29 protein-coding genes and 1 riboswitch are annotated in these 25,008 nt (G+C 43.5%); of the genes, 8 read left to right on the plus strand and 21 right to left on the minus strand.

What is annotated here, in order from left to right:
• Window positions 1-170: 170 nt before the first annotated feature.
• Both BLT53_RS13205 and BLT53_RS25125 read left to right on the plus strand, forming a co-directional pair.
• Window positions 171-1,109, plus strand: a complete 939-nt coding sequence (locus BLT53_RS13205) for an NADP-dependent oxidoreductase (RefSeq protein WP_090235464.1) — start codon at window positions 171-173, stop codon at window positions 1,107-1,109.
• 141 nt (window positions 1,110-1,250) lie between these two features.
• Window positions 1,251-1,424, plus strand: a complete 174-nt coding sequence (locus BLT53_RS25125; protein ID WP_170834341.1) for a hypothetical protein — start codon at window positions 1,251-1,253, stop codon at window positions 1,422-1,424.
• Here BLT53_RS25125 and BLT53_RS13210 read toward each other — a convergent pair.
• From BLT53_RS13210 to BLT53_RS13220, 3 genes are all read right to left on the minus strand, one after another.
• Entirely contained in the window at window positions 1,419-1,937 is a 519-nt protein-coding gene (locus BLT53_RS13210; RefSeq protein WP_090235466.1) for a GNAT family N-acetyltransferase, read from the minus strand. The two genes, BLT53_RS25125 and BLT53_RS13210, sit on opposite strands and share 6 nt — an antisense overlap.
• A gap of 166 nt (window positions 1,938-2,103) precedes the next feature.
• Entirely contained in the window at window positions 2,104-2,883 is a 780-nt protein-coding gene (locus BLT53_RS13215) for a class I SAM-dependent methyltransferase (protein ID WP_090235467.1), read from the minus strand.
• A gap of 12 nt (window positions 2,884-2,895) precedes the next feature.
• Complete coding sequence (locus BLT53_RS13220; protein WP_090235469.1) at window positions 2,896-3,663, minus strand: class I SAM-dependent methyltransferase; 768 nt, start codon at window positions 3,661-3,663, stop codon at window positions 2,896-2,898.
• Between the two features lie 201 nt (window positions 3,664-3,864).
• On the opposite strand from BLT53_RS13220, the gene BLT53_RS13225 reads away from it, so the two are divergent.
• Entirely contained in the window at window positions 3,865-5,079 is a 1,215-nt protein-coding gene (locus BLT53_RS13225; RefSeq protein WP_090235470.1) for a cytochrome P450, read from the plus strand.
• 45 nt (window positions 5,080-5,124) lie between these two features.
• Here BLT53_RS13225 and BLT53_RS13230 read toward each other — a convergent pair whose 3' ends face one another.
• Window positions 5,125-5,721 carry a VOC family protein gene (locus tag BLT53_RS13230; RefSeq protein ID WP_090235471.1) on the minus strand — a complete coding sequence of 199 codons (597 nt, stop codon included), beginning with the start codon at window positions 5,719-5,721 and terminating at the stop codon, window positions 5,125-5,127.
• Between the two features lie 100 nt (window positions 5,722-5,821).
• Between BLT53_RS13230 and BLT53_RS13235 the strand changes: the two genes are divergently transcribed.
• Window positions 5,822-6,454, plus strand: a complete 633-nt coding sequence (locus BLT53_RS13235; protein WP_090235472.1) for a LysE family translocator — start codon at window positions 5,822-5,824, stop codon at window positions 6,452-6,454.
• Between the two features lie 45 nt (window positions 6,455-6,499).
• Here BLT53_RS13235 and floT read toward each other — a convergent pair whose 3' ends face one another.
• The 9 genes from floT to BLT53_RS13280 form a co-directional block, all read right to left on the minus strand.
• A complete protein-coding gene (gene floT / locus BLT53_RS13240; RefSeq protein ID WP_090235474.1) occupies window positions 6,500-8,056 on the minus strand; it encodes a flotillin lipid rafts scaffold protein FloT in 1,557 nt (518 codons plus the stop codon).
• A 23-nt stretch (window positions 8,057-8,079) separates the two neighbouring features.
• On the minus strand, window positions 8,080-8,616 hold the full coding sequence (locus BLT53_RS13245; protein ID WP_090235475.1) for an NfeD family protein: 537 nt from the start codon (window positions 8,614-8,616) through the stop codon (window positions 8,080-8,082).
• A gap of 451 nt (window positions 8,617-9,067) precedes the next feature.
• Entirely contained in the window at window positions 9,068-9,679 is a 612-nt protein-coding gene (locus tag BLT53_RS13250) for an NAD(P)-binding protein (protein ID WP_170834342.1), read from the minus strand.
• A 1-nt stretch (window position 9,680) separates the two neighbouring features.
• The gene (locus tag BLT53_RS13255; protein ID WP_090235477.1) at window positions 9,681-10,427 is read right to left on the minus strand and encodes a sirohydrochlorin chelatase; all 747 of its coding nucleotides are present in this window, start codon (window positions 10,425-10,427) and stop codon (window positions 9,681-9,683) included.
• Window positions 10,428-11,216 (minus strand): uroporphyrinogen-III C-methyltransferase, encoded by a 789-nt coding sequence (gene cobA / locus BLT53_RS13260; RefSeq protein WP_090236880.1) that lies wholly within the window; start codon window positions 11,214-11,216, stop codon window positions 10,428-10,430.
• 34 nt (window positions 11,217-11,250) lie between these two features.
• A complete protein-coding gene (gene cysC, locus BLT53_RS13265) occupies window positions 11,251-11,850 on the minus strand; it encodes an adenylyl-sulfate kinase (protein ID WP_090235478.1) in 600 nt (199 codons plus the stop codon).
• Window positions 11,851-11,861: 11 nt separating this feature from the next.
• A complete protein-coding gene (gene sat, locus BLT53_RS13270) occupies window positions 11,862-13,010 on the minus strand; it encodes a sulfate adenylyltransferase (RefSeq protein WP_090235480.1) in 1,149 nt (382 codons plus the stop codon).
• 25 nt (window positions 13,011-13,035) lie between these two features.
• Window positions 13,036-13,746, minus strand: coding sequence for a phosphoadenylyl-sulfate reductase (locus tag BLT53_RS13275; protein WP_090235481.1), 711 nt, complete (start codon window positions 13,744-13,746; stop codon window positions 13,036-13,038).
• A gap of 123 nt (window positions 13,747-13,869) precedes the next feature.
• Window positions 13,870-13,986, minus strand: coding sequence for a YezD family protein (locus BLT53_RS13280; protein ID WP_420889652.1), 117 nt, complete (start codon window positions 13,984-13,986; stop codon window positions 13,870-13,872).
• Window positions 13,987-14,101: 115 nt separating this feature from the next.
• Window positions 14,102-14,209: riboswitch (SAM riboswitch) on the minus strand.
• Between the two features lie 230 nt (window positions 14,210-14,439).
• Between BLT53_RS13280 and BLT53_RS13285 the strand changes: the two genes are divergently transcribed.
• Window positions 14,440-15,330 (plus strand): sulfite exporter TauE/SafE family protein, encoded by an 891-nt coding sequence (locus BLT53_RS13285; protein WP_090235482.1) that lies wholly within the window; start codon window positions 14,440-14,442, stop codon window positions 15,328-15,330.
• Window positions 15,331-15,381: 51 nt separating this feature from the next.
• On the opposite strand, the gene BLT53_RS13290 is transcribed toward BLT53_RS13285, so the two are convergent.
• The 7 genes from BLT53_RS13290 to BLT53_RS13320 form a co-directional block, all read right to left on the minus strand.
• Window positions 15,382-16,215, minus strand: a complete 834-nt coding sequence (locus BLT53_RS13290; protein ID WP_090235483.1) for a hypothetical protein — start codon at window positions 16,213-16,215, stop codon at window positions 15,382-15,384.
• 16 nt (window positions 16,216-16,231) lie between these two features.
• Window positions 16,232-18,649, minus strand: a complete 2,418-nt coding sequence (locus tag BLT53_RS13295; protein WP_090235484.1) for a heavy metal translocating P-type ATPase — start codon at window positions 18,647-18,649, stop codon at window positions 16,232-16,234.
• 82 nt (window positions 18,650-18,731) lie between these two features.
• The gene (gene copZ, locus BLT53_RS13300) at window positions 18,732-18,938 is read right to left on the minus strand and encodes a copper chaperone CopZ (protein WP_090235486.1); all 207 of its coding nucleotides are present in this window, start codon (window positions 18,936-18,938) and stop codon (window positions 18,732-18,734) included.
• Window positions 18,939-18,962: 24 nt separating this feature from the next.
• Window positions 18,963-19,277 carry a metal-sensitive transcriptional regulator gene (locus BLT53_RS13305; protein WP_090235488.1) on the minus strand — a complete coding sequence of 105 codons (315 nt, stop codon included), beginning with the start codon at window positions 19,275-19,277 and terminating at the stop codon, window positions 18,963-18,965.
• Between the two features lie 111 nt (window positions 19,278-19,388).
• Window positions 19,389-19,610, minus strand: a complete 222-nt coding sequence (locus BLT53_RS13310; RefSeq protein ID WP_090235489.1) for a hypothetical protein — start codon at window positions 19,608-19,610, stop codon at window positions 19,389-19,391.
• A 172-nt stretch (window positions 19,611-19,782) separates the two neighbouring features.
• Window positions 19,783-20,937, minus strand: coding sequence for an acyl-CoA dehydrogenase family protein (locus BLT53_RS13315; RefSeq protein WP_090235491.1), 1,155 nt, complete (start codon window positions 20,935-20,937; stop codon window positions 19,783-19,785).
• A 157-nt stretch (window positions 20,938-21,094) separates the two neighbouring features.
• Window positions 21,095-22,375, minus strand: a complete 1,281-nt coding sequence (locus BLT53_RS13320; RefSeq protein ID WP_090235492.1) for an ArsB/NhaD family transporter — start codon at window positions 22,373-22,375, stop codon at window positions 21,095-21,097.
• Between the two features lie 242 nt (window positions 22,376-22,617).
• Between BLT53_RS13320 and BLT53_RS13325 the strand changes: the two genes are divergently transcribed.
• The 3 genes from BLT53_RS13325 (at window position 22,618) to BLT53_RS13335 (ending at window position 24,129) form a co-directional block, all read left to right on the plus strand.
• Window positions 22,618-23,355 carry a hypothetical protein gene (locus BLT53_RS13325; RefSeq protein WP_090235494.1) on the plus strand — a complete coding sequence of 246 codons (738 nt, stop codon included), beginning with the start codon at window positions 22,618-22,620 and terminating at the stop codon, window positions 23,353-23,355.
• A gap of 104 nt (window positions 23,356-23,459) precedes the next feature.
• Window positions 23,460-23,765: a DUF3243 domain-containing protein gene (locus tag BLT53_RS13330; protein ID WP_090235496.1), complete on the plus strand. Its 306-nt coding sequence runs from the start codon at window positions 23,460-23,462 to the stop codon at window positions 23,763-23,765.
• Between the two features lie 163 nt (window positions 23,766-23,928).
• Complete coding sequence (locus BLT53_RS13335) at window positions 23,929-24,129, plus strand: KGG domain-containing protein (RefSeq protein ID WP_090235498.1); 201 nt, start codon at window positions 23,929-23,931, stop codon at window positions 24,127-24,129.
• Between the two features lie 40 nt (window positions 24,130-24,169).
• Here the strand turns inward: BLT53_RS13335 and BLT53_RS13340 are convergent, their stop codons facing one another.
• Complete coding sequence (locus BLT53_RS13340; protein WP_090235499.1) at window positions 24,170-24,943, minus strand: GDSL-type esterase/lipase family protein; 774 nt, start codon at window positions 24,941-24,943, stop codon at window positions 24,170-24,172.
• Between the last annotated feature and the right edge of the window lie 65 nt (window positions 24,944-25,008).

The following is a 25,008-nucleotide window of genomic DNA, read 5'->3' on the forward strand; positions in this document are numbered from 1 at the left end:
TTAATCTGTAATTGTTTTCTTAAAACTTCTCTACTCTTCTCAACTAATCTCGTGCGATTGTAAATCACTATATAATGCATTCGGAAAACTGTCAACCACTTTTCTGATTTAACACGGCACAATAAGGGAAACCTCTTTGAGATCCATCTATATATAGAAGAGGTGAGAAAATGAAAGCTATCATTATTAATGAATACGGCGGACGTGATCAGCTGGTAGAGAAGAACGTAAATAATCCCAAACCCGGTCCAAAAGATGTTCTCATTGAGGTTTATGCGACGTCAGTAAACCCGGTGGACTGGAAAATCCGCGAAGGTTATTTAAAGGACAATCTTCAATTAAAATTTCCTGTCATTCTCGGCTGGGATGCTGCTGGAGTAGTAAGAGAAACGGGCTCAGCCGTTACGAAATTTAAAACGGGGGACGAGGTATTTACAAGGCCCGCAACAGAGCGGGATGGAACGTACGCAGAACTGCTGGCGGCGGATGAAGATCTTGTTGCATTAAAACCGAAGAATTTGACGTTTAAGGAAGCTGCCTCTATCCCCCTTGTCGGTTTAACTGCATGGCAATGCCTGGTGGATTTCGCACAAATTAAAGAGGGACAAAGAGTTTTGATTCACGCGGGAGGCGGAGGCGTTGGCAGCTTTGCGATTCAGCTGGCCAAGGCCAAAGGAGCTCACGTTATTTCTACAGGAAGTGAGGACTCCGAAAGTATCATTAATGATTCCGGTGCAGATGAATTCATCAATTACAAAACAGAGGATTTCACTGAAGCAGTTCAACCGGTGGACATTGTTTTTGATACGATTGGAGGCGATGTACAAAAGAACAGCTATAAAGTGATCAAACCCGGAGGCGTACTTGTATCGATCGTAAGCCCTCCTGTTCAAAAAGATGCTACAAATCATTCAGTAAAAGCAGGCTTTGTCTTTCTTGATCCTGACGGTGAAGAACTTGCTGAAATCGGCAAACTGATCGAAGAAGGCAAGATCCGGCCATTTGTAGGAGAAAACTTCCAACTGACACAGGAAGGCGTCAGGGCAGCACATGAATTAAGCGAATCCCACCATGCGAAAGGAAAAATCATTATCACCGTTAAAGAATAATAGTCTTATAAAAAAAGCCCGGATAGAGGATCACGACCTTCACCGGGTTTTTTACGTTAGATAATCTCACGCTTTTGTAGATAAAATGACAATTTCCATGGTAAAGTATCTCAACAACATCCCCGTTAGGAGGAGGATATTATGATCCTTTCCCACCAATTAACACCAGACGAAAAAGAAAAAGTAAGACAACTGAAGAAAAAAATTAACAGTTCTATTAGTGCAGATGAAAGGAAAGATTATGAAACACAGCTGATCTCTTTGATGGAACGTATTTTTATTCGTTATAAACTGCAAAGAAGAAATGAATTATAAATTCAGCAGCCTGGCCAGGTCAAAACCGATAACTTCCTCCACCAACTCTTGATCTCCAATCTGAATCTCTTCTTTTCCCAATAAAACTCCACCCCATCTTTCATAGGCAATTTTACATGGATTATCCTGAAGAACGCATACCATCATCGTATGATAACCTGTATCCAAATGACTTTGCGCCAGCCGCCGGATCAGGCTGGTTCCAATCGAGCGCCGCTGATATTCCTGTAGAATATAAATGGCATAAAGCTCTCCATCGTACGGATACCGGCCGGAACGGTTAGGACCTCCTGAGCAGAACCCAATAATTTCCTGATTGATGGAAGCCACATATAAATAACTTTCCGGCAATGGTTTTTCTATTATTCCTTTCCACATTTCCTTTCTGTCCTCAACGGACATGTTCTTCAAATATACCTCATCTACGATTCCTTTGTATGTGGTCCGCCAGCTGTCTACATGAACAAATGCGATGGCTTCTTCATCTCCGGGCAGGGCTTTGCGAATTTCCAAGGTCCTTACCTCCCTTTTGCGATAATTAGCTCTCAAAATCATTAACTTAGTAAACAATACCCAATACTGCAGCAAAAAACTGCAAATTTCATAAAAGTTGGTCGTTTACGTTTTGATTACAAGCTCTTTGCATTTTTATTTCCCCGGAAATTGACGTATTTTGAAGTTAGGGACGAACAGCAAACCAGATGGTCCATCGGTCACGTTCATTGATAGACTTTTCGTTTTTCAGTTTGTCTTCAATGAACGCTACCAAAGCATTCAGCTGCTCATCATTTAGCTCAAATAAAATGGAGCGTCCGGTACGGCTTTTCAGATCACTGGCCAATTCCTGAAACGTGGAAAATGATTTTCTTGTTTCCCACAGCTTTATTTCGTTAAGACCGGTAAAGCCCGCTTCTGTTAATGCCGACTGAACACGTTCGCTCGAAAACCGTCTTTTTATTTCCTGTTCGATAAGTAAAGGTTCTTTCTCAAAAAAGTAACCACGGATATGTTCACGCGATCCGGGCAACAGACAATCCTCAAGAGTTCTGTCTTGAACAATGAAGATTCCGCCTGGTTTTAACAAACGGAAAGCTTCCTCAAAAGGTGACTCTAGATCGTTCAAGTGATGAATCACCGCCCGCTCGAGCACGATATCAGCTACCGAAGAAGGCAGGTGGGTACAGGAGGCTTCGCCCTGTTTAAAACTGATTCGGCTATTATAAGCCAAACAGTTTTCCTTTGCAGCAGTCAGCATGGATTCAGAAAAATCAAGTGCTGTCACGTGACTGGCGCCCATCTCCAGCAAAGCTTTTGTATAAATCCCCCCACCGCAGCCGATATCCACGGCATTCCATTCCGAAGATACAATATATGGTTTAATGATGGTTATCCATTCATCGGATACCATTCTTGAAGCATAGGAAAACGTAACAGAAGGATCGTGAAAATCAATTCCCATTCTTCTTTCCTCCTATTTTCTTGTTTTCATAAAAACAGCGTCACCTGTGAAAGCCTGTACATGACCTTCTTTTTCCTTGATCATGAAGTACTCTTTTACACATTCAGAGGCTGATAACATGTCCTTCTCCAATTCTTCTTTGTCTTTTGAAGCCAGCTGCATCCGGCTGCACCAGCTGTCGAAAGTAAAATCCTTTTTAAAGGCGTGCATCTGTTCAAATGTAAATCCCGTTTCTTCAAGAAGCTGAAGCCACTCTGACTTTTTCCAGGCACGGTAATGGCTGGGATCTCTCTTTTTTTCAATACGATTATAAAATTGATCATATTCCGGGAGTTCCGGAGCCGTGTTATCGATTAGCAGGAATCTTCCTCCAGGTACTAACACCCGGAATGCTTCTGACACAAAAGCTTTCACATCCGGAAAATGATGCGGGGCGATCCGGCAGGTGACCAGTTCAAACGATTCTTTTTCAAATGGGAGGTTTTCAGCATCTCCCTGTACAAACGAAACATTGGACCGGCTCTGTTCACTTATAAACCGCTTAGCGGCTACAAGAATTTCACTCGTCAGATCAAGAGCGGTTACTTGCTTTACATATGGAGAAAATGCATTTGCCGTATGGCCGCCACCTGTGGCAATATCGAGCAGACGATCTTGTGCGGTGACATTTGAAAGCATCACCATGAGTTCAAGATCCTTTCCTTTTGCGTGGATCGGACTTGTAATGTAATTGTCCGCATTTTTGCCAAATTGCTCTTGAACCTTCGCTTTAATATCCATGGAACCCTCTCCCTTCTTATTTATCATATGCAACCCACTACTCTATGAAAATTACTAAAAAACTCGTTGTTTCCATAAGTAAAACTAATTAATTCCCGAATATTTGAAATAGTAAAGGATTTAAAGGGATATTCTTTGTACTTTTTGGGAATTGCACGTATCCTTTTAAATGTAACCACCAAAAATTGGAGGGAAGCGACCATGGATAATTCCATTCAAACAGCATTTCGACAAGTATCAGAAATCTCAACGAAAGAAGAACGTTATGAACCGTTTGCCTGGTATGAAAAGATGCGAAAGGATAGTCCAGTGCGTTGGGATGAAAAACGGGGAGCATGGGATGCTTTTGACTATCAAAGCGTAAAAAATGTACTGGAAAATAAAGATTTATTTTCTTCCAACCGCTCAAGAAGGCGGGAAGGAGAACAAGCCTCTCCCATTGAGCTTAGCTTGATCAGCATCGATCCTCCGAAGCATACCCAAATGCGTTCCCTCGTGAACAAGGCATTTACTCCAAGGGTTATGAAGGACTGGGGGCCCCGCATCGAGCGGATCGCAAACCAGCTGCTTGACGAAATGCAGGACCCTTCTGAAATTGATTTGGTCAAGCAGTACTCTTATCCGCTGCCTGTAATGGTGATTGCTGAAATCTTGGGCGTACCGATTAAAGATCAGGCTAAATTTAAGGACTGGTCGGATTGGGTGGTTGCCGGACCAACGGACAACAGCCCCGAGGCAATTAAGCGACTGGAGGAAAATCAGCAGAGAACGTATTACGAGCTTTATGTGTATTTTAAAGAAACCATTGCCATGAAAAGAAAGCAGCCTGGTGAAGACATCATATCTGTACTAATTGATGCAGAAATGCAGGGAACCATGCTCTCAGAAGATGAGATTATTGGTTTTTGTATTCTCCTTTTGGTTGCAGGAAATGAAACCACAACAAACTTAATCAGCAATGCTTATTATTGCTTTACTGAGTTCCCCGAGATTTATGAAGAGATTTTGAAAGATCCTGGAGGAGCCCTTCCGCTTACCATTGAAGAAGTGCTCAGGTATCGTTCCCCTGTGCAATCCATGAGCCGTGTTGCAAAAGAAGATACGGTCCTAAATGGCGCCCAAATTAAAGCAGGTAATATTGTTGTTGCCTGGATGGGGTCAGCAAACCGTGATGAACAGCAATTTGAGAATGCTCATCAATTCAATATACGAAGAAAACCCAATCCTCATCTAGCGTTTGGAAAGGGTATTCACTTTTGCCTGGGAGCCCCCCTCGCACGGCTTGAGGCCGAGATTGCGATGGCAGAATGGATCAAACGCTATCCTCGTTTTGAAAGAAGCTCCGGCTTTTCCCTTGAGCCGATTGAGAGCACATTTGTTTACGGTCTTAAGGAATTAAAATTATCCATTTTATAATAGAAAAAAGCTGGAGGCCTCCAAATAGAGGCTTCCTGCTTTTTTTTAGCAGCCTGTGACGATAACCTTATTCGGGTCTTTGCTTCTGCCCTCCACGCCATTCATCAACACTTCCTGAAGTTGAATCTGCTCTCCTTCTTCAAGAACAATTTCGTCCACATTTCGATGAAAGAGCCTTTCAAGATCTCTTTTAAAGGACTCATTGGGACCTTTAATCATCATCCTGGTGATCGATATATTCTCATCATTCACCGTTTCTTTTCTTGTTTGGAGTTCAATCTTAAAACGGTACGGCGTAAAGATAAACGTTCTGCGCGCTCCACTCTCTGTCTTCCAGCCCATAACGTCCGCGCGATTGCAAATGTGTTCAAGCTCTTCCTCGCTCACAAGATACCCGATATGGTCAAAGATCGGTTTCTTGCCCGCACCAAATGTAATATTCACCTTTCCTCTTCTCACTTCAATGATCCGAAAAAGGAGGGCATTCTCCCGAAAGTCTTCCCATTCAAGCGGCGGATGATAGGGCGTGACCTCACCCTTTTCCATGGCATACCGCGCTGCAACAGTAAAACCCAGTTTTCGATAAAAATTTTCCGTTTCTTCTACTCGATCGGTCCAAAAATGATAATGGAATAATTTCATTGTTTCACTTCCCGTCTGCCTAATAGATCCTTTTGTGTCTGAAATGCGATGGACAAACATATAGTGAGAGTATACAAGCTACTATACCTGGAGGCCAATTATGCTGATTCTGTTTTTACTCGGACTGGCTCTTGCAGCTTCTCCCGGCCCTGATTTTCTGTTAATGACAAAGCATACGCTGAGCCATGGAACACGTATGGGCTATGCCACGTTTCTTGGAAATCGTACTAGCTTCATCCTCCATCTAACCCTGGCAGTTCTTGGATTGTCAGTCATCTTAAAGGAATCAGCTCTATTATACTTGTTAATCCGCATGGCCGGGGCTTCATATTTAATTTATTTAGGCCATCACAACTTGTTTAGGCGAATTTCACCTGCACATGAATCATCGAGCATTACAAATATTGCCCTTTCTCACCTTCTAGCCTATCAGCGCGGATTTTGGAGCAATCTTTTAAATCCAAAAGTCAGCCTCTTCTTTCTGAGCATTTTCCCTCAGTTCGTTACTGCCCAACAACTGGCCTCCGATCCGTTTGGCAGTGCCCTGGTTTTTCTTTCGGGCAATTCATGCTGGTACCTGGCCATTTTGCCGGTTGTCGGCATGCAGCACATTCGCCAGCAGGTAGCCCGCTTTCAATCCCTTTTGGATATCCTTTTTGGTGTGCTGTTTATCGGATACGGCGGAAAAATAGCTCTAGAAGACCTTCAGCTAGTCATTGGATACCTGCATTAAAATAGGATAACCTGATTACCAGGCTACCCCTTCCTTACTTGCTTACTATTCCACCGGCACTGGGTCTTCGCTGCGGTCTATGGATCCCGGCTCTTTGCTTTTTTTCGCCAGGTCGTATCTTAGTCCATCAATGCTTTGCCGTACATTGCCCTTACCTGAAAAATTCTCAATCAGTTCCTTCATATCAATTCCGGATGAAGCCTTTAAAGTTTCCTGAAGGGAAGCCATAAGGTTAGTGGCATAGCCGGTCACCTTATTCGCTCCTCCGTTCTCACCACTGCCGCCGGTATCCACTACTGTAATTTTATCGATGTTGGAAAGCGGGCTGGCAACTTCCTTCGCGTAAGCCGGAAGCATGGATACAATCATATCGAGAATGGCCGCTTGACCAAACATTTCAAAGGCTTCGGCAATCTTTTCTTTTGCCTCTGCTTCAGCCAGTCCCTTCAGCCGGATAACCTCGGCTTCGGTTTCCCCTTTTGCACGTTCTGCTTCTGCTTTAGAAAGCCCTTCGAGCCGCACTTTTTCGGCTTCTGCTGCTGCCATTGCCTCTACTCTGTACTTATGGGCATCTGCTTCAGCCACCTGTTTGCGTTTTTCGGCCTCTGCCGCTTGCTCTACAGAGTAACGGTCTGCATCCGCTTTTTTCTTCACTTCAGAATCATATTGTTTTTCTCGCCTCGCAATCTCTTTTTCTTCCAATTCAATTTGCTTTTGGCGTTCAATAATCTTGATCTGCATCTGCTGCTCCGTTACTTCCTGCTTGGCGCGTGCTTCTTCCAGATGGTAGGCTTGGTCCGCCTTCGCTTTGGCAATATCCTGCTCTCTTCGGTATTCAGCTATTTTCAGCTGATTGATTTTTTCAGCTTCCGCCACCTCTGTTGCTCGCTCCAGCTCTGACTTTTTCGCTTCTTTATCCGCTTCTGCCCGTTTGATTCGTGTTTCTTTCTCCGCATCTGCTGTTGCAATATCAGCATCACGTTTTACCTGGGCGATTCTCGGCTTACCGAGTGCTTCCAGGTAACCATTTTTATCCCTTACATCCTTGATTGTAAAAGAAACTATGACAAGGCCCATTTTGGCCAGATCTTGTGAAGCAATCCGTTGTACTTCCTGAGAAAATTTATCACGGTTTTTATAGATTTCTTCCACGGTCATGGAGCCGAGTATGGAACGCAGATGCCCTTCCAGAACTTCTCTTGCTTCAAGCTCGCGGTCTTGTTTGGTTTTTCCAAGAAACTGTTCTGCTGCTGTTGCGATTTCTCCTATGGAACTGCCAATCTTGATAATGGCGGTTCCATCAGCCGTAACAGGAACCCCCTGTTCGGTGTAAACTTCGGGAGTTTGCACTTCTAGTTTGCTGGAAAGAAGGCTCAGTGGTTCAGACTGCTGAAAAACCGGGAATACGAAAGTTCCTCCGCCCCTGACAATCTTTATCTTGTTTCCTGATTCATCGATATTTACATTTTTGTTCCCGAGAAAGCTCCCCGTAACAATCAGTGCCTCATCCGGACCTGCCGTCTTATACTTGGTAACAAAAACTGCAATTAACGCAATTACGATAAATACGGCAATACCTGCAACGATAAAAATAGGTGTCATCTTGTTTCCCCCTGTTCATTTATTTACAGCATTGCGGCCTGTTCATATGGCAATACATGAACGACTCCGCTTTTTACATCCACAATAAGAATTTTTTCTCCTTGTCCGATTGGGTCATTATTCAAACTGACCGCTGTTTTGGCGATATTACCGCTGATTCCTTCTATAAATACCTCACCAAATCCATTGGATGGGATAGAAGTTATGACCTTTCCAATCCTTCCGCGCAAATCCTCTTCCGAGTAGTTTAAAGACGCTTCTGCAGAGGCAAGAGGAATCAGAACAAAGATATTCAGCAGCGACACAAGAATAAAAGAGGCACCAGCTGCCAAACCCATAATTAACCAGCTGCTGAATGTTGTTACCATTTCCAGAATATATCCCCCCGCACTCAGCAAGGTGAAAAAGGAAAGCACAAGCGTCGGGTTCAGAATATGGGAAAATACATCAAATGCCCCGTGAATCAAATCACTTACCAGTACATATAAAAACGTAATACATCCAAAAATAATAAGTCCTGTCAGGTAGACTGTTTCCATTGGATATCCCATGATCTCCATTCGGCGCTCTCCTTTTTCAAATAACTTAAACCTCTTTTTTATCCATTATATGGGATAATTATAGCATACAACTGATCCAGTTTTGGAAAAACATGTTTCTTTTTCATAATCCTTCAAGCGCGCTTCGTATATATAAACGGAAATTGAAAGAAAAGGTTTCGCTTTTCCGTGAAAAATTTATCATATTTATATTTTGGTATATGTACTAACCGATGTTGCCTTTTAAAGATTGGTTGCCGTTCTTGGTTGCCCGCTTTCCGCGTGGCGGGTGGTGAGCTCAGCAGGTTTCCATCGCACGATGAAAAATATGGTGTTCATTTTCAAGGGGTTTCACACCTTTCACTACACTCAGCTCTTCTGCGAAAATTTCATATAACATTTTTGAAAACAACCAATTTTTTAGCATAAATAAAAAAGCCACCTGGGAATTTGCACTGTGTGCAATTCCGAATCAGGTGACTTTTTGGTCAAGTGTATTGATGAATGCCTGTTGTTTTTCAAAAGAGTGAATGTACTGTTCGTTCAGTATTTCATGAAGAAGTTTCTGCTTTTCTTCAGGGGAGGCCTTCCATTTTTTCAGCTTTTCCCGACAGTAAAAAAGGAATTCAGTATAAGCTGCGTAATCCTCTGGATAAGCGGCCAATAAATCATTCCTGATTCGTTTGGCAAGAATGGGACTTGCTCCCCCAGTAGAAACGGAGAGTACTAATCGGCCTCTTCTTGCTACCGCAGGAACGGTAAAACTGCCCAGTGAAGGCTGATCGACGACATTAACCAGACGGAATGGGCCGGCATGCCGGGCCACCTCCTGGTTCACTTCACGATTATTGGTAGCCGCAAAAATGATGAAGGCATGCTCGTAGTCCACAGGCTCGGCTTTTTTCCGTTTCCACATTACCTTATTGGCAGCATGAAGAGTTTTAATATCATCAATGACTTCGGGGCTGATGACCTTCACGAAAGCACCGGTTTCCAATAGACCTTGGATTTTCCGAAAAGCTACCGTCCCACCCCCGACAACAACAGCTTGCTTTCCCTTCAGCTCAAGAACAATCGGATACATCCTACACAACCGTCCGCTGTCTTTGAGCTTCATCTACTCTCGAAAGCAGTACTTCTTGAAGAACCGGATGATAGCCAAGCGCCTCACACAGGATTAACTCCTGGCCAGTCTCCCTTGCCTGCTCGGCAATGGCCTTTTTCATTCCACTTAAAAGGATACCGGGAAACAGTAAATAAGGCACAATAATCACTTGTTCATATCCCCATCCGGCGAGTCTCAGCATTTCCTCAAAGCTGGGCTGGGCTGCTGTTAGAAAACAGGTTTCAATGGGAGGAATTTTATAGGTTTCCTCAAGATGAGCAGCAATGGCCTTCAAATCCCTTTTAACGTCAGGATCACTGCTCCCTCTGCCGACAAGCAGAATGAGTGACTTTTCCTTAAAAGCATTCGTGGATTCTGTAATCCGCTCCCATAATAATGAAGAAATGGATTCATGAACACCAAAAGGCTTGCCATAAGAAAACTCGATTTGAGGAAAACGTTCTTGCTGGATCTTCAGCTCTCCGGGAATGTCTTCTTTTGCATGAGCCGCTGTCAATAAAAGGACAGGAATAGCACAAATGGAAGTGGCACCTTGCCGTACGCAAGATTCGACACCTTTGGCAATGTCCGGCTTGGACAGCTCTAAAAAACAAACTTCTTTAATAGGATAATCAATATGCCTCATACACTGCTCGGCAAATTCCCTTGCCTTTTCAGTACCAGCTTTTGTTCTGCTGCCATGGCAGATGAGGAGCAATGCTTTCATTTACAACGCCTCACTTATCATAATAGAAGAAGGTTCGTTTTTGGCCAGTGTCTTTTCAAACCAGCTGATTTTGTCACGGAGTCCCACGACTTCGCCAATAATAATCATACTGGGATTCTCTATACCTTCCTGCCTGGCCACTTTTTCAATGGTAGCAAGCGTGCCGGTGACCGTCCGCTGTTCCGCTGTTGAGCCCCATTGAATTAAAGCTGCAGGGGTATATTTGCTCTTACCATACTTTATCAGACTTTCGCAGATATAGGGAAGATTTTTGACTCCCATATAAATAGCGATCGTATCAATACCTTTGGCCAGGCTTTTCCACTTTTGCACTTCATCCTGTCCGTCTTTTCTGTGGCCGGTGACGATGGCAAAGCTCGCACTGAAATCCCGGTGCGTAACCGGAATCCCTGCATAAGCAGGGACAGCAATGCCAGATGTAATCCCTGGTACCACCTCAAATTCGATCTGCTGCTTAACAAGGACCTCTGCTTCCTCCCCGCCTCTGCCAAACACAAACGGATCTCCACCTTTTAAACGGGTGACAACTTTTCCACTTTTGGCATGCTTTACGAGAAAATGATTGATCGTTTCCTGCTGCATGGTATGAAAATCCGGCAGCTTCCCGCAATAGATCAAATCGGCATCCGGACGGGCATAATTCAGCAGCTCTTTGTTCACCAGCCTGTCATAAAGGATAATATCCGCTTCCCGGATACATCTGACACCTTTTACGGTGATAAGTTCCGCATCACCCGGCCCTGCTCCTACCAAATACACTTTGCTCATGTTCATCACCTGCCTCCCATTGAATATCTATAAGTTAAATCAGATTTTTGCTTTCGAGATACGCAATAACTTGTGCCGTACATTCTTCAATGCTGTAGGCTTGTGTATCCACTACAAATTCCGGTGAAGCTGGTTCTTCATATGGGGAATCGATTCCGGTAAATTCCCGGATCTCGCCTTTTCTTGCCTTTTTGTATAATCCTTTTGGATCCCGGACCTCACATTCCTCAAGTGGGCATTTTACATAAATTTCATGAAACTCGCCTTCACCAAGGATCTGTCTTGCACTTTCCCTGTCTTCAATAAAAGGAGAGATAAAAGCCGTAAGAACGACCGTTCCGCTGTCAACGAATAATTTGGATACTTCTCCGATCCGACGGATGTTTTCTTTCCTGTCCTCATCTGAAAACCCAAGATCTTTATTTAACCCGTGGCGGATGTTGTCACCATCCAACACATAGTTTCTGACCTGGCGCTGATACAGCTCTTTTGCGAGTTCATTTGCCAGAGTGGATTTACCGGAACCGGACAATCCTGTCAGCCAGATGACAAAGCTCTGGTGGGCATTTTGTTTTCTTCTGTCTTCTTTAGTTACAGCCGACTGGTGCCATGTAATGTTTTGTGCCTGACTCATTTTGCTCCTCCTTATGCCTTCGCTGTTTTTTTTTCTCTAAGTCCTTTAATCAGGACTTCAACAACTTCTTTGCGGCTGAATTCGGCTGGCGGAAGCTCTCCGTTTCTCAGCAATTCCCTTACTTTTGTTCCGGAAAGGATCACATGATATTCCTTGTCGTGAGGGCATGTTTTGGATGATGCCATTCCCTCGCACTTAGTACAGTAGAAGCTGTGTTCGAAAAACATCGGCGTAATGCCGAGCTCTTCGGATGTAAATCGGCTGAAGATTTTCTGAGCATCATACGTGCCATAATAGTTACCGACTCCGGCATGGTCCCTTCCGACAATAAAGTGCGTACAGCCGAAGTTTTTACGGACCATAGCGTGAAAAATAGCTTCACGAGGTCCGGCATATCTCATGGCTGCCGGAAATACGGCCAGGAACACACGATCTCTCGGGTAGTAGTTTTTAAGCAAAATTTCATAGCTTTCCATACGAACATCCGCCGGAATATCATCTGATTTGGTTTCACCAACCAGCGGATTTAGGAAGAGGCCGTCCACTGTTTCAAGTGCTGTTTTTTGAATGTATTCATGGGCACGGTGAACTGGGTTCCTTGTTTGGAAGCCAACAATCGTTTTCCATCCGCGTTCCTCAAATTCTTTGCGGGTTTCCGCTGGATCAAGACGGTACTCATTGAATCGGTCCTTTTTCGGACGTTTTACAAGTTTAACCGGACCGCCAATATAATAGGAAGGGCGTTCTAGGATTTTCTTTACTCCAGGGTGCTCAACATCGGTTGTTTGATAGACTTGCTGTGCTTCATGTTTAATATCCGGACGATAAACATCCTGCACCTCGATGACACCGTAAGTTTCTCCGTCAAACGTAAGCTTTACTTCGTCTCCGGTTGTAAGGGTACGTGCTGTTTTTTCCTGCACTGGCAGTACGATCGGAATACTCCAGACTGCACCATCTGCCAGGCGGAGATCGTTAACAACTGATAAATAATCTTTTTCTGTCAGAAATCCGGTAATCGGACTGTATGCTCCTATCCCAATCAGCTCAAGATCGCTCAATGAGGTGGCATCCAGTTCCACTTCTTTTTGAATATGGTTTGTTGGATAGTCTGGTTCATATCGATTAATGAGTTTTCCTCCATGCGGTAAGATAGCCATTAAATTGTTCCTCCTGTAGTTGAAATTATTGGTGAAGACCACATTCTGTTTTTCCCTGACCGGACCAACGGCCAGATCTTGCATCTCCTGAAGCCCAATCGGCAGGAAGAGTACAAGGCTGGCACCCGATGCTTGGATACCCTTGGTCATGCAATGTATTGTAAGGCAGACTGTGCTTATGTGCGTATCTCCAGATATCTTTATACGTCCAATGGATGAGCGGACATATCTTAATGGATTTAAAGCGGTTGTCTTTATTCACGTATTGCGTATTCCGCCTTGTTTCCGACTGTTCACGTCTGAGCCCTGAAAGCCATGCTGAGGCACCGCTCAGTGTTTCTTCAAGCGGAATGACCTTTCTGATCTGGCAGCATAGGTTCGGATTTCTTTTCCATAGTTCATCTCCATGCTCCCCCGCCTGCTCGGCGACACTAAGTGCAGGTTGTTTCATTTCAATATTAAGTGACGGATATTTTACTTTCGCCTTTTCGATAACTTCATAGGTTTCCTTAAAATGAAGGCCTGTATCAAGAAAAACAACACGTGCATCGGGCTTGACCTTTGAAATCAAATCTACGAGCACGCTGCCTTCGATGCCAAAGCTGCAGGCATATACCAATTCATCTCCATAATAGTCGTAGGCCCATTGCAGGACTTCCATCGCACCTTTTGTTTCACTGTCTGATGGGAATGGAAAGTCATGTTCTTGCTCTTCCCACGTATCATACATAAGCATAGTAAACCACCCCTTTTAGTAAGCATATGGTTCTCGATACAAAATGTTTATCCTTTTGCACATCTTTATAAAAAAAGGCTGATATATCCACAATCCGCCTCTAGTTTTCTAGTCAGCGAATGGTTATTTGAATCGAACCTTTTCATTTTTTTCAATCTGGATCAGTTTCCCATCTTGAACAATCAATGTAATAGAACCATATCTTATACTGTTCAGCATTTCTTTCAACTGCTCAAAAATTTCATCATGGTTTGGACCGTTTACCACATCAGAACCTCCTTATTCTCTGGTTTCTCGCTTTTTGAACAATAAAAAAAACTTCCCATTTCGGAAAGGCTGACGAGGTAAACTTATTACCTTATCTTCCAAAATGTAATAAACATTCTGCTGGAGTTAGCACCTTGCAAAAATGCAGGTTGCCGGGTTTCATCGGGCCAGTTCCCTTCACCGCTCTGGATAAGTTTTTTTATTTTTTTAAATAATACCACATATTTATTCCAAAGGAAACCCTATTATTCGTATCGGAATAAAAAATATTTATTGAAAATTTGCTTAAATATTATTGACAGAGTTCCCTGTTATTGAATATAGTAAATAATAATTTAATCACACTAAGCTGATCGGAAAAACCGAAGGCTCTTAACAAACAGTAGTTAGGAGTCTTTTTTTTTTACGTGACAGGAGGAGTAAACCATGAAAAAATTGATTGTCTTGGCACTAATCGGCCTGGTGGCCCAACTTATTGACGGATCGCTCGGAATGGCCTACGGACTGACTTCAACTTCCCTGCTGCTTGCCTTCGGAATCGCACCCGCCGTTGCCTCGGCTTCCGTGCATTTTGCTGAAGTCGTTACCACTGCAGCTTCTGGGGTTTCTCATATACGTTTTGGAAATGTGGATAAAAAGATTATCTACCGGCTCATTATCCCGGGATCTATCGGTGCCTTCGCCGGCGCTTGCTTCTTGTCAAGCCTTCCCGGTGACATTGTAAAGCCTTATGTTTCCTTTTTCCTGCTATTTTTAGGGTTTTATATTCTTTACCGCTTTTTATTTAAAAAGAACAATAAAGTAACGGATCACGAAAAAGCTTTCAGCCGCAAGCAGCTGATTCCCCTGGGATTGGTTGCCGGATTCCTTGATGCGACAGGCGGGGGAGGATGGGGGCCGGTAGCCACTCCGGTCCTGCTGGCTAAAAACGGAACGTCTACAAGAAAAGTCATTGGCTCTGTTGATACAAGCGAATTTGCGGTTGCCTTGTCCGCAACAATCGGTTTTCTGATCTCTCTTGGTTGGCATCAGGTGAACTGGATGTGGGTCATTGCTCTTATGGCCGGCGGATTGATTGCTGCACCGATTGCAGCTTATCTTGTTAAAATTATTCCTTCTCATATTCTCGGTGTTGTCGTGGGCGGACTGATTATCTTTACAAATGCTCGCACTATCCTTCAAACGGTTGGGGTTTCGGGAATATCTTTACAGTCTGTGTATACGATCCTTGCAGTACTCTGGCTGGCTGGTATCGTGTACAGCATCCGTAAAAACAAAAAAACCAATAATCTTTCTCTTTCAAAAAGAACAGGTTGATTCATACAAAAAAGCTTCGGCATGCTGAGCATGACCGAAGCTTTTTTGTGATTATCTTTTTACATTAACGATAAAAGGATAGGTGATCACTTTCCCTTTTAGTTTAAATTCTGCCCACAGTTTATATAAACCCGGCTCTTCAAATTTAGTTTCAAAAACAGTCTCTGTGTCTGATACCGGGTGGACGTGTACGTATTTTTCACCTGTATGATTAAGAATCACCACATGGCCCCGTGCCCCAAGATAAGGTTCAGGGTGGCCGTTTTTCACTTTAAAGGACAGCGTCACCGGCTCCCCTGCTTTAAACGAAGAAGGGGACATGGATAACTGATATCCGCTTACCGTTTTTGTAAATTTCGAATCCGGTGTCAATTCCGGACTCTTCGTTTTACCATTACCAACCTGAAGATTAACCGGCGCTACCGCATACGCTTTTGTTTTTGGCTTAATGTCTACAAAAGAACGATAAGATCCCGGAGCCAGCTTATGTTGAACCTTAAACAAACCGCTTCCCGCCTTTTGGGGATGAAAGTGGTAATACTGTTTTAGATCCCGGCTGACCACGATGAAATGCATTAGTTTTTCGTGATTAACCTCCAGCTGGTTCACAGGATTTTCCTTTATGTCCTTCAGTTCAATCGTCACCTCTCCGCCATGATAATCCACATCCGCCTTTACTTCACTCTGATTATGTTCGGATTTACTGCCATGATCGCTGTGCGCTTCTTGCTCCACGGTTTTATTCATGGCCTGCATGTCATTATGCTGTGTCTCCGCGCCATTTTCCGGCATACGTGCAGCAACATTATATACACCGTAAGCGGCCATGATCAAAATCAGAATCCCTGCAGCTGACAGTACCCATTTTCTGATGATCGTAGGCATCACCCAGTCTCCTCCTTTATAATTTGATCTTTTGCAATCTTAAGGCGTTTAGCACAACGGATACCGAACTGAAGGCCATAGCCGCACCTGCCAGCCAGGGTGCCAAAAATCCGGAAGCAGCAAAAGGGATTCCAATTGCATTGTAGGCAAATGCCCAAAACAGATTTTGTTTAATGTTGCGAATGGTCTTTCGGCTCATAAATATGGCGTCGGCAATGCTGTTAAGATCGCCCCGGATTAGTGTAATATCCGCAGCTTCCATGGCTACATCCGCACCCGTACCAATGGCCATTCCAATATCCGCCAAAGCCAGAGCCGGTGCATCATTTATTCCGTCACCGACCATCGCTATTTTTTTCCCTTTTTCCTGCAGCTTTTTCACTTCTTCCGCTTTTCCTTCCGGCAGTACTCCGGCGATTACATGCTCGATTCCAACCTGGCGGGCGATGGCATTTGCGGTGCGCTCATTGTCACCGGTGATCATCCAGACGTCAATATTCAGCTCCTTCAAACGCTCAATCGCTTCCTTCGATGTTTCTTTTACCGTATCAGCAACAGCCAACATGCCTGTGAAGCTCCCATTTACACCAATAAGCATAACCGTTTTTCCCTGTTCCTCTAATTTCTCCATTTTTCCAAAGGCATTATCAGGGGTAATCCCGTATTCTTTCATCAGCTTGCGGTTGCCGATAAGAACAGTCTGGTCTCGAATATCAACCTTAATTCCATGCCCGGGCAACGCTTCAAATTCTCGTGAAGGAAGGGCAATTAATTTTTTCTCTTTCATGGCTTCAACAATCGCTTGTGCGAGTGGATGCTCTGAATTTCTTTCAGCACTTCCCGCCAGTAACAGAAGGTCTTCCTTTTTCATTCCGTTTGCTGGCAGGATATCCGTAACAACCGGGCGTCCGTAAGTCACCGTGCCGGTTTTATCCAGTATGACCGTATCAATGCGATGGGTATTTTCCAGATGCTCTCCGCCTTTAAAAAGGATGCCGTACTCGGCTGCCCTTCCAGATCCTGCCATAACGGACGTAGGCGTTGCCAGCCCAAGCGCACACGGACACGCAATAACAAGAACCGCAATCAGTTTTTCAAGTGATTCCGAAAAATCACCAGGGGAAACCCCAAGAAACCAAATCAAGAAGGTCAGGATGGACAATCCAACGACAATAGGCACAAATAATCCAGAGATGCGGTCAGCCATCCGCTGAATCGGCGCCTTTGACCCTTGCGCTTCCTCTACTACTTTAATGATCTGGGATAATGCCGTATCTTTTCCAACCTTTGTCGCCTTCATCTTTAAGAACCCATTGCGGTTGATCGTTGCCCCGATCAGAAGGTCACCGGCTTCCTTATCCACAGGTACACTTTCTCCAGTCAGCATAGACTCATCAACTGCAGAACGGCCTTCCACCACTTCTCCGTCCACCGGCACCTTTTCTCCCGGCTTAATGTAAACGATATCTCCAGGAATTACTTCTTCCAATGGCACTTCAACTTCACTGCCATCCCGCTCCACGAGTGCGGTTTTCGCTTGAAGACCCATCAGTTTTTTAATTGCATCAGAAGATCTTCCCTTCGCCCTTGCTTCAAACCACTTCCCAAGAATAATCAATGTAAGCAATACAGCGGAGGTTTCAAAATACAGTTCAGGCATATGAAGTCCTCTGACAGCCGAACGGATACTGAGGTAAAGGCTGTAAAAATAAGCGGCTGACGTTCCAAGTGCGACAAGAACATCCATATTGGCGCTCTTATTTTTCAACGCTTTGTAGGCCCCAATGTAAAATTGTCTGCCGATGACAAACTGAACCGGGGTGGCTAAAGCAAACTGCACCCAGGGATTCATGAACATTTCAGGTACATAAAGAAAGGATGTAAAAGAAAAATGACTGGCCATCGCCCATAACAGCGGCATGGAAAGAATCAATGAAAAAAGAAATTTACCCAGTTGATTTTGAATTTCCTTTTCCCTCAGCTCGGCCGTTTTTTCGCCTTCGCCTTGCTTGAGATGGGCACCATACCCGAGGTCTTCTACTTTTTTAATCATATCCGCAGTAGAAATCTGCGAAGGCAAATAGCTCACCTTTGCCGTTTCAAGAGGAAGATTGACAGCAGCTTCAATGACACCCTCCAGCTTGTTCAGCCCTTTTTCTATTCGTGCAGAACAGGCGGCACAGGTCATTCCTGTAATTTCTAAGTTTGCTTTTTCTCCGGCAACCCCGTACCCGAGATCCTGTATCTTTTGCTGAAATTGTTTGGATGACACTTTTTGGGGATCATACACGACCTTTGACTTTTCCAAGGCCAGATTAACGTTGGCATCTTCAACCCCATCCAATTTTTTCAGTCCTTTTTCTATACGTAATGCACAGGCGGCACAGGTCATTCCGGAGATTGGCAGAGTAGTTTCTTTGAGTTTCGGTTCCATGAAAAGTCACCTCTTTATACCCTTATAGGGTATATTTTTATCCAAAAAGAGAACGTGCATCCGCACGTTTCTCATTATACCTTCAGGCTACATCATACCCTTGGTCATCGATGGTATCCTTTATTTTATCAAGTCCAACTTTATTGGCATCATATTCAACTTCTACTGTTCCTTCTTCAAGCTTTACTTGAACTTGTTCTACGCCCGGCAGTTTGCCGACACTTCCTTCTACAGCATTTACACAGTGGGCACAAGACATTCCTTTAACATTCAATGTTACTTTTTCCATGGCAGTCTCCTCCTTAACTATTGGTTATTTCATTAATTTCTTTACAGTAACCAAGAGCTCATCAATAACTTCGAGCTCTCCTTCTTGAATGCGCTCTACTACACAACTTCTCATGTGGCCTTCAAGAAGAAGTTTTCCGACGCTGTTGAGGGCAGATTGAATGGCAGAAAGCTGAGTAAGAACGTCATCGCAATACGTATCCCGTTCAATCATACCTTTTACTCCCCGGATTTGTCCTTCAATACGGTTAAGCCTGGTCAGCAGATTGCTTTTCATTTTATCCGAATGATGGCTTTTTCTTTCGGTAGAACAGTGTACATCTTGCTCTTCAATCTCCATCGCAATCATCTCCTTATCTTTAATTTACTATACCCCCCTACCCTATGTAAAGAGCAAAAATTACTTTTTTTTTTACTTTACCCATTTTTATAAAAAAGGAACGGGTGACTGTTAACTGCACGATTTCCCAAAGGATCTCCAGGTGGCCAATTTCTTGGCCGCATGAAACAATTCCTTTTTCAGCCGTCTGATTTCCAGTTCAGAATTATTTTTTACGGTTTGGAGTTCATTCCATTCGTCCTCACTGATAACTAAAAGACCATTCTTGTGGAGCAGGTTAAGCGAAGGTTCACCCAGAATTTGTCCCGCTCTTTCTTCAGAACTGTTTCTCATCCTGCACACCCCGTTTCATAATAATTGATTATCCAACTTATTCTGCGCTAAATGACCATTCTCCTTTCATCACCAAAAACAATATTTGCCAATCCAGGCGAGTACATCATCCATCACAAAAACAGGAGAAAAAAGAGAGGCTGGATAAATCCACCCCTCTCACCGTTTATAGTTAATCTGATAGGGCCTGCCTTGCAAACAGGGCGATGACTGCATCATCCATTGGAGGATTATGCAATCCTGCCCGGACATCCCTATAATATCGCTGCAGCGGATTATCCTTGAACAAGCTGTGTGCACCGACAATTCTCATGGCCTGGTCCACCACTTCATTGGCACTGTTGGTAGCCACATATTTCACTGCAGCAAGAGAGCTGCCGAGGTTTTTTCTGTTTCCTGGTTCAGCTTCCCAGCGTTCAATCACACCATACATGAGCTGGCGGGCTTTAAAAAGCTCCACATCCATTAATCCGATCTTTCGCTGCACTTCAGGAACTTCTTTGATCGGACCCTTCAGACTGTTTGGCTCATACGTTTTCGCAAATTCGACAGCGAAATCCCTGGCTGCTCTTGCAATGCCAAGATAGCACGCAGGAATGTGGAGAAGCCAGCCTTTTGGCAGCTGCTGGTTGCCCTCCTGATCTGCGGTTTCTACAAGATGCTCAGACTCAACCGTTACATTATTCAGGACAAGGTCATCACTTCGTGTGCCGCGCATCCCTAATGTATCCCACCTTTCTTCAATGGAAACTCCAGGCTGCTTATGAGAGACAAGGAATGAAGAAACCTGATCTGAATCTTTGACCGAAGCAGAGATGATCGAGTAATCCAGGGCCGGGGCCATGGATGTAAAGGATTTTCGGCCATTTAAAATCCACTGGTCTCCCTTTTTTTCTGCTGTTGTTAGAGGTTTTCCTCCTCTGGTCGGACTTCCTGTAGCAGGCTCTGTCGATGCACGGTTTACGAGACTTTGTGAATGTACAATGCTTTTGCAAAGCTTCTCAAAGGTTTGCTCTTTCCATGACTGGCGGTCATCCAGATCCATAACCACGCCAAGATGCCAGCCGACAGACAGGGCTGTTGATCCGTCTCCACGGGCAATTTCTTCTTGAAATAAAATGTAATCATACAGGCTTATTTCCTGTCCTTCATACTTTTTCGGTACAGTCAGTGACAAGTAGCCGGCATCTCCCAAGTTTTTAAAATTTTCAAATGGAAATGTACCTTCCTGATCATGTAAAGGTGCCCGCTCTGCAAACCGTAAGCGGAGTTCTTTTAGCTTTTCCATCCATCGGGCCTGAAAGTCAGTTTTAACAAAATCAATCATTCTCTCACCATCTATTCTTATAGTAATTTCCGCTTTTATCCGTCAATGCGTTAGTATATTTACCCTACTTCCTTTATGTATACTAATCAACTTTTATGCTTGTGCCTTTCAGTGAAACAGGGCAAAAAACCCCTTCTGAACAGAAGAGGTTCATTATTTACATAAGGTAGCGCAAATAAACATAAATACTGGAAATGATAATGGATACAATCATAAGCGGGAAGCCAATGATTAAGTATTTTACAAAGGAAATATGGTATCCTTCCTTTCCTGCAAGACCGGCCACGACCAGGTTCGCACTTGCCCCGATTAGTGTGCCGTTTCCGCCAAGGCATGCGCCAAGTGCCAAGCTCCACCATAACGGATCAAGATTAGTAATTCCAATGTTCCCCATCTCTTTGATCATGGGAATCATCGTGGCTACAAATGGAATGTTGTCCACAAAGGCTGAAGCAATCGCACTCATCCACAAAATCAAAAAGGTTGTTGCCTTAAGATCACCGCCGGTCCACTCCATCGCCTGTTTGGCCACACTCGCAATAATGCCGGTTTCAACAAGGCCGGCGACAATGACAAACAATCCGATAAAAAAGAAAAGGGTTGTCCATTCCACTTTTTCCAATGCGTACTCCAGATGTTTTTCCCCTGCCATAAGCAGCAGCAAAAAGGCGCCGAAAAGAGCAATGGTTGCTGTTTCGACATGAATAAACTGATGAAGAAAAAAGCCTGCAATCGTTAGCCCCAGTGCAAAAAGGCATTTGCGAAGCAGTCTATGATCCACAATTTCCCTCTTCTCATCAAGTTTCATTAAATTGGCCACTAGTTCCGGCTTTGTTTTTAAGTCTTTACGGTAAAAGAACGCCATGATCGCCAGAGTGACCACCAGTATAATGGCACAGATCAAAGAAAGATTTTTAATAAAGGCTAAAAAAGTAAGCTCCTTGACCGCGCTTCCAATCATAATATTGGGAGGATCGCCGATCATCGTGGCGGTTCCCCCAATGTTGGAGGCAAAGATTTCGGTCATTAAAAAAGGAATCGGGTTCAGGTTCAACCTTCTTGTCACGCTGAAGGTAACAGGAACAACGAGCAGAACTGTTGTTACATTATCCAAAAAGGCGGATCCGACTGCCGTAATCAAACCAAGAGTAATCAAGGTTTTAATCGGATCTCCTTTTACCTTTTTCGCCGCCCAGATTGCGATGAATTTAAAAAGGCCGGTTTCGGCGGTTATGGTCACCATTACCATCATCCCGACAAGAAGCCCAATTGTATTAAAATCAATATGGTGAATGGCCACTTCCTGGTCAATGACCCCGAGAGCAACCATGAGGGCACCACCAAGGATGGAAACGATGGTACGGTGTACTTTTTCAGAAATGATTAAGCCATATGTAATTAAAAAGATGCTTAGTGCAATAATTGCCTGCTGTCCCATGATATCTACTTCTCCTTTTGCTATTTTGAAGAAGACCGGTGCACAAACTGTCCCCGGCCATAGACCTTAATTAAAATAATACTCTACATTTTCGTGAGGGGAAATGAATTTTTTACATGTATTGAAGCAGCCTTCGATGAAAATGTATATTTTTCCAATTCATTTTAAATTCGGGGGTTCTTTGTTTTAAAAACCGTAAACAATGGAATAAATGAAGAGACACGATTAATGGAGGCTGTAATATGGGCTATTTTTTTATTCTTCTTTATCTGATTATCGTTGGACTCGTCATTGAAATTGCATCAACCCTACTGGTGTTTACAGGATTGAAAAAAAGCATCTCCCGGTATCAGGTCATCTCTATGCTGACCGGTACAGGATTTACCACTGACGAGTCAAAGCTGATTATTGACCATCCCCTCAGGAGAAAGATCAGTGCCTTTCTTATCCTTTTTGGCGCCTTTTCCCTTGCAGTGATCATCTCTTCCATCAGCAACATTTTATCCAATGATTTTAAAACGACGGAACTCATGGTTATTTCTTCAAGTTTGCTTGCCTTGCTGTTTATCTTAAAGATCCCCAAAGTCTCACGCTTCTTTTCCCATAAAGCAGAAGAGGAAACAAAAGACAGCTATCCACTATCTGAACTGCCTATAAAAGATGTACTTTATTTTGATCAAGATGATTTTATTACGACTCTTGAGGTAAGGGATGACTTTCACTATGTGGGTAAAAAAGTTCATACCTTAATTAAGCGGGGAGAAGATGTTCACATCATCCTCTTGATTCGAGGAGATATGCCGGTTCGAGAAAATTTGTACGATCAGGAGATTCAGGAAGGTGACCGGTTAATCGTATATGGAAATGAACCCTTAATACGCAGTAAATTCTTCGATGAAGACGAGGAACCAAAAGATAAAGAAGAAAGCCGCCGTGATCAGCGACCGCAGGAACCGAAAGATCCCGAAGCTAAACTGTAGAGATTTTGTATAACAATTGTAATATTTTTATTCAAAAAAACAGGATTGACTTTTTATCGGAGCGGGTACTACTCTACTATCTTACATTTAGGAGGAATGCAAAAATGGCTGACACAAATGTAAACAATGTGGACCAGAAAGTAGCACAAATGGACTCCGAAAAGAAAGAACAGATTTTACAGGATTTTGAGCAATTTAAAGGATATCTTTCCGACAAAGTAAGCAAAGGTCAAAAACTGGGATTAGACGAAGAGCAATTAGCAAAAGCCGCTGAAAAAGTTGCTGGTTATCTTGCTGCACATGAGGAGCCCAAGAACTCCGAGGAAAAGCTGCTTCAGGAGCTTTGGAAAGTCGGCGACAAAGAGCAACAGCATGCCCTCGCCCACATGCTCATCCGTTTAGTAGGATAATAGCGATGATTAAACGCACCTGATATTGGTTCTGGTGCGTTTTTTTATTGCGCTCTTGTCCTCTTATAAAATTTGAAAATCACTTTTATGTTTTAGAAAACTCACACCGGGTACACATAACTACGGCCAAAGTAAAATGAATTCTATAAAGGAGTGATTTCAAATGGCCAAGAACAATGATCATAACATGTCCAGAGAAGAAGCCGGTAAGAAAGGCGGAGAAGCTACTTCCCGCTCTCACGACAAAGAGTTTTATCAGGAAATCGGCCAAAAGGGCGGACAGGCAACATCCAAGGCCCATAATCGTGATTTCTATAAAGATATCGGCAAAAAAGGCGGGCGAACATCCCGCAATACTCAATAGAGAAAAAAGCAGCTTCGATTCCGAAGCTGCTTTTTCGAGTTCAGTTTAATTTTAAGCGCTTATACACTTGATTCCCAATAAGGCTATATCCCTTTTTGTTCGGATGCAGCTCATCTGAAAAATAGACCTGTTTGTTTTTACCAGTAAACACATCCTCAACCGGAACAAATGTGGTGTTTTTTTGGCGGGAAGTTGCCTTCACTGCCATGCGGTTCCACTTGTGAATCAGCTTGCTTTCCTGCAACTTGTCTGTTCGATTCGGAAATGGATTATAAATGCCAACCATATAAATGTGGGCTTTCGGGTTTTCTTTTCGTATTTTTTTGAAAGAAACCGTTAGATTATGCTCATAGTTCAGCAGTGCTTTTCGAATGATTTGCTCTGCTTCTTTTGGTTTCGACTTTGATAACATCAAACTGTTAAGATAATCATTCATCCCAATGTTTAAGAAAATCATATCGGCTTTGTTTATGGATGATTTAAGCTGTTTAGACCGCATCCTTTCCAGCAACTGCGTACTGGTGTCATCTGGAACACCGTAATCTTCAACCGTAACTTCTTTCTTCAATTGTCCTTCCAATCGCTTTTCCACATTTCCCATATACCCGCTGTTGGCAGAATTCCCAACTCCATAAGATAAGGAATCTCCTAGGGCAATCATTGTAAAATCATGCCCTTCATTCTTCATCTTCGAATCTTTGTAATGGGAAAAAGAAGCAAAAGCAGAAAGAATATTAAGCTGTTTGATCGAAAATAGAATACCTCCTGCAAGCAAAAGGAAACAGGCTGCGATAACTATAACTTGCTTTTTCATGTTGAACTCCTCCGTCTGGTAGCTTATGAATTTCCCTGTTGTGTAAAAAAGAATATTTCCCGGAT

It is taken from the genome of Fictibacillus solisalsi (assembly GCF_900103485.1).
GTDB lineage: Bacteria > Bacillota > Bacilli > Bacillales > Fictibacillaceae > Fictibacillus_C > Fictibacillus_C solisalsi.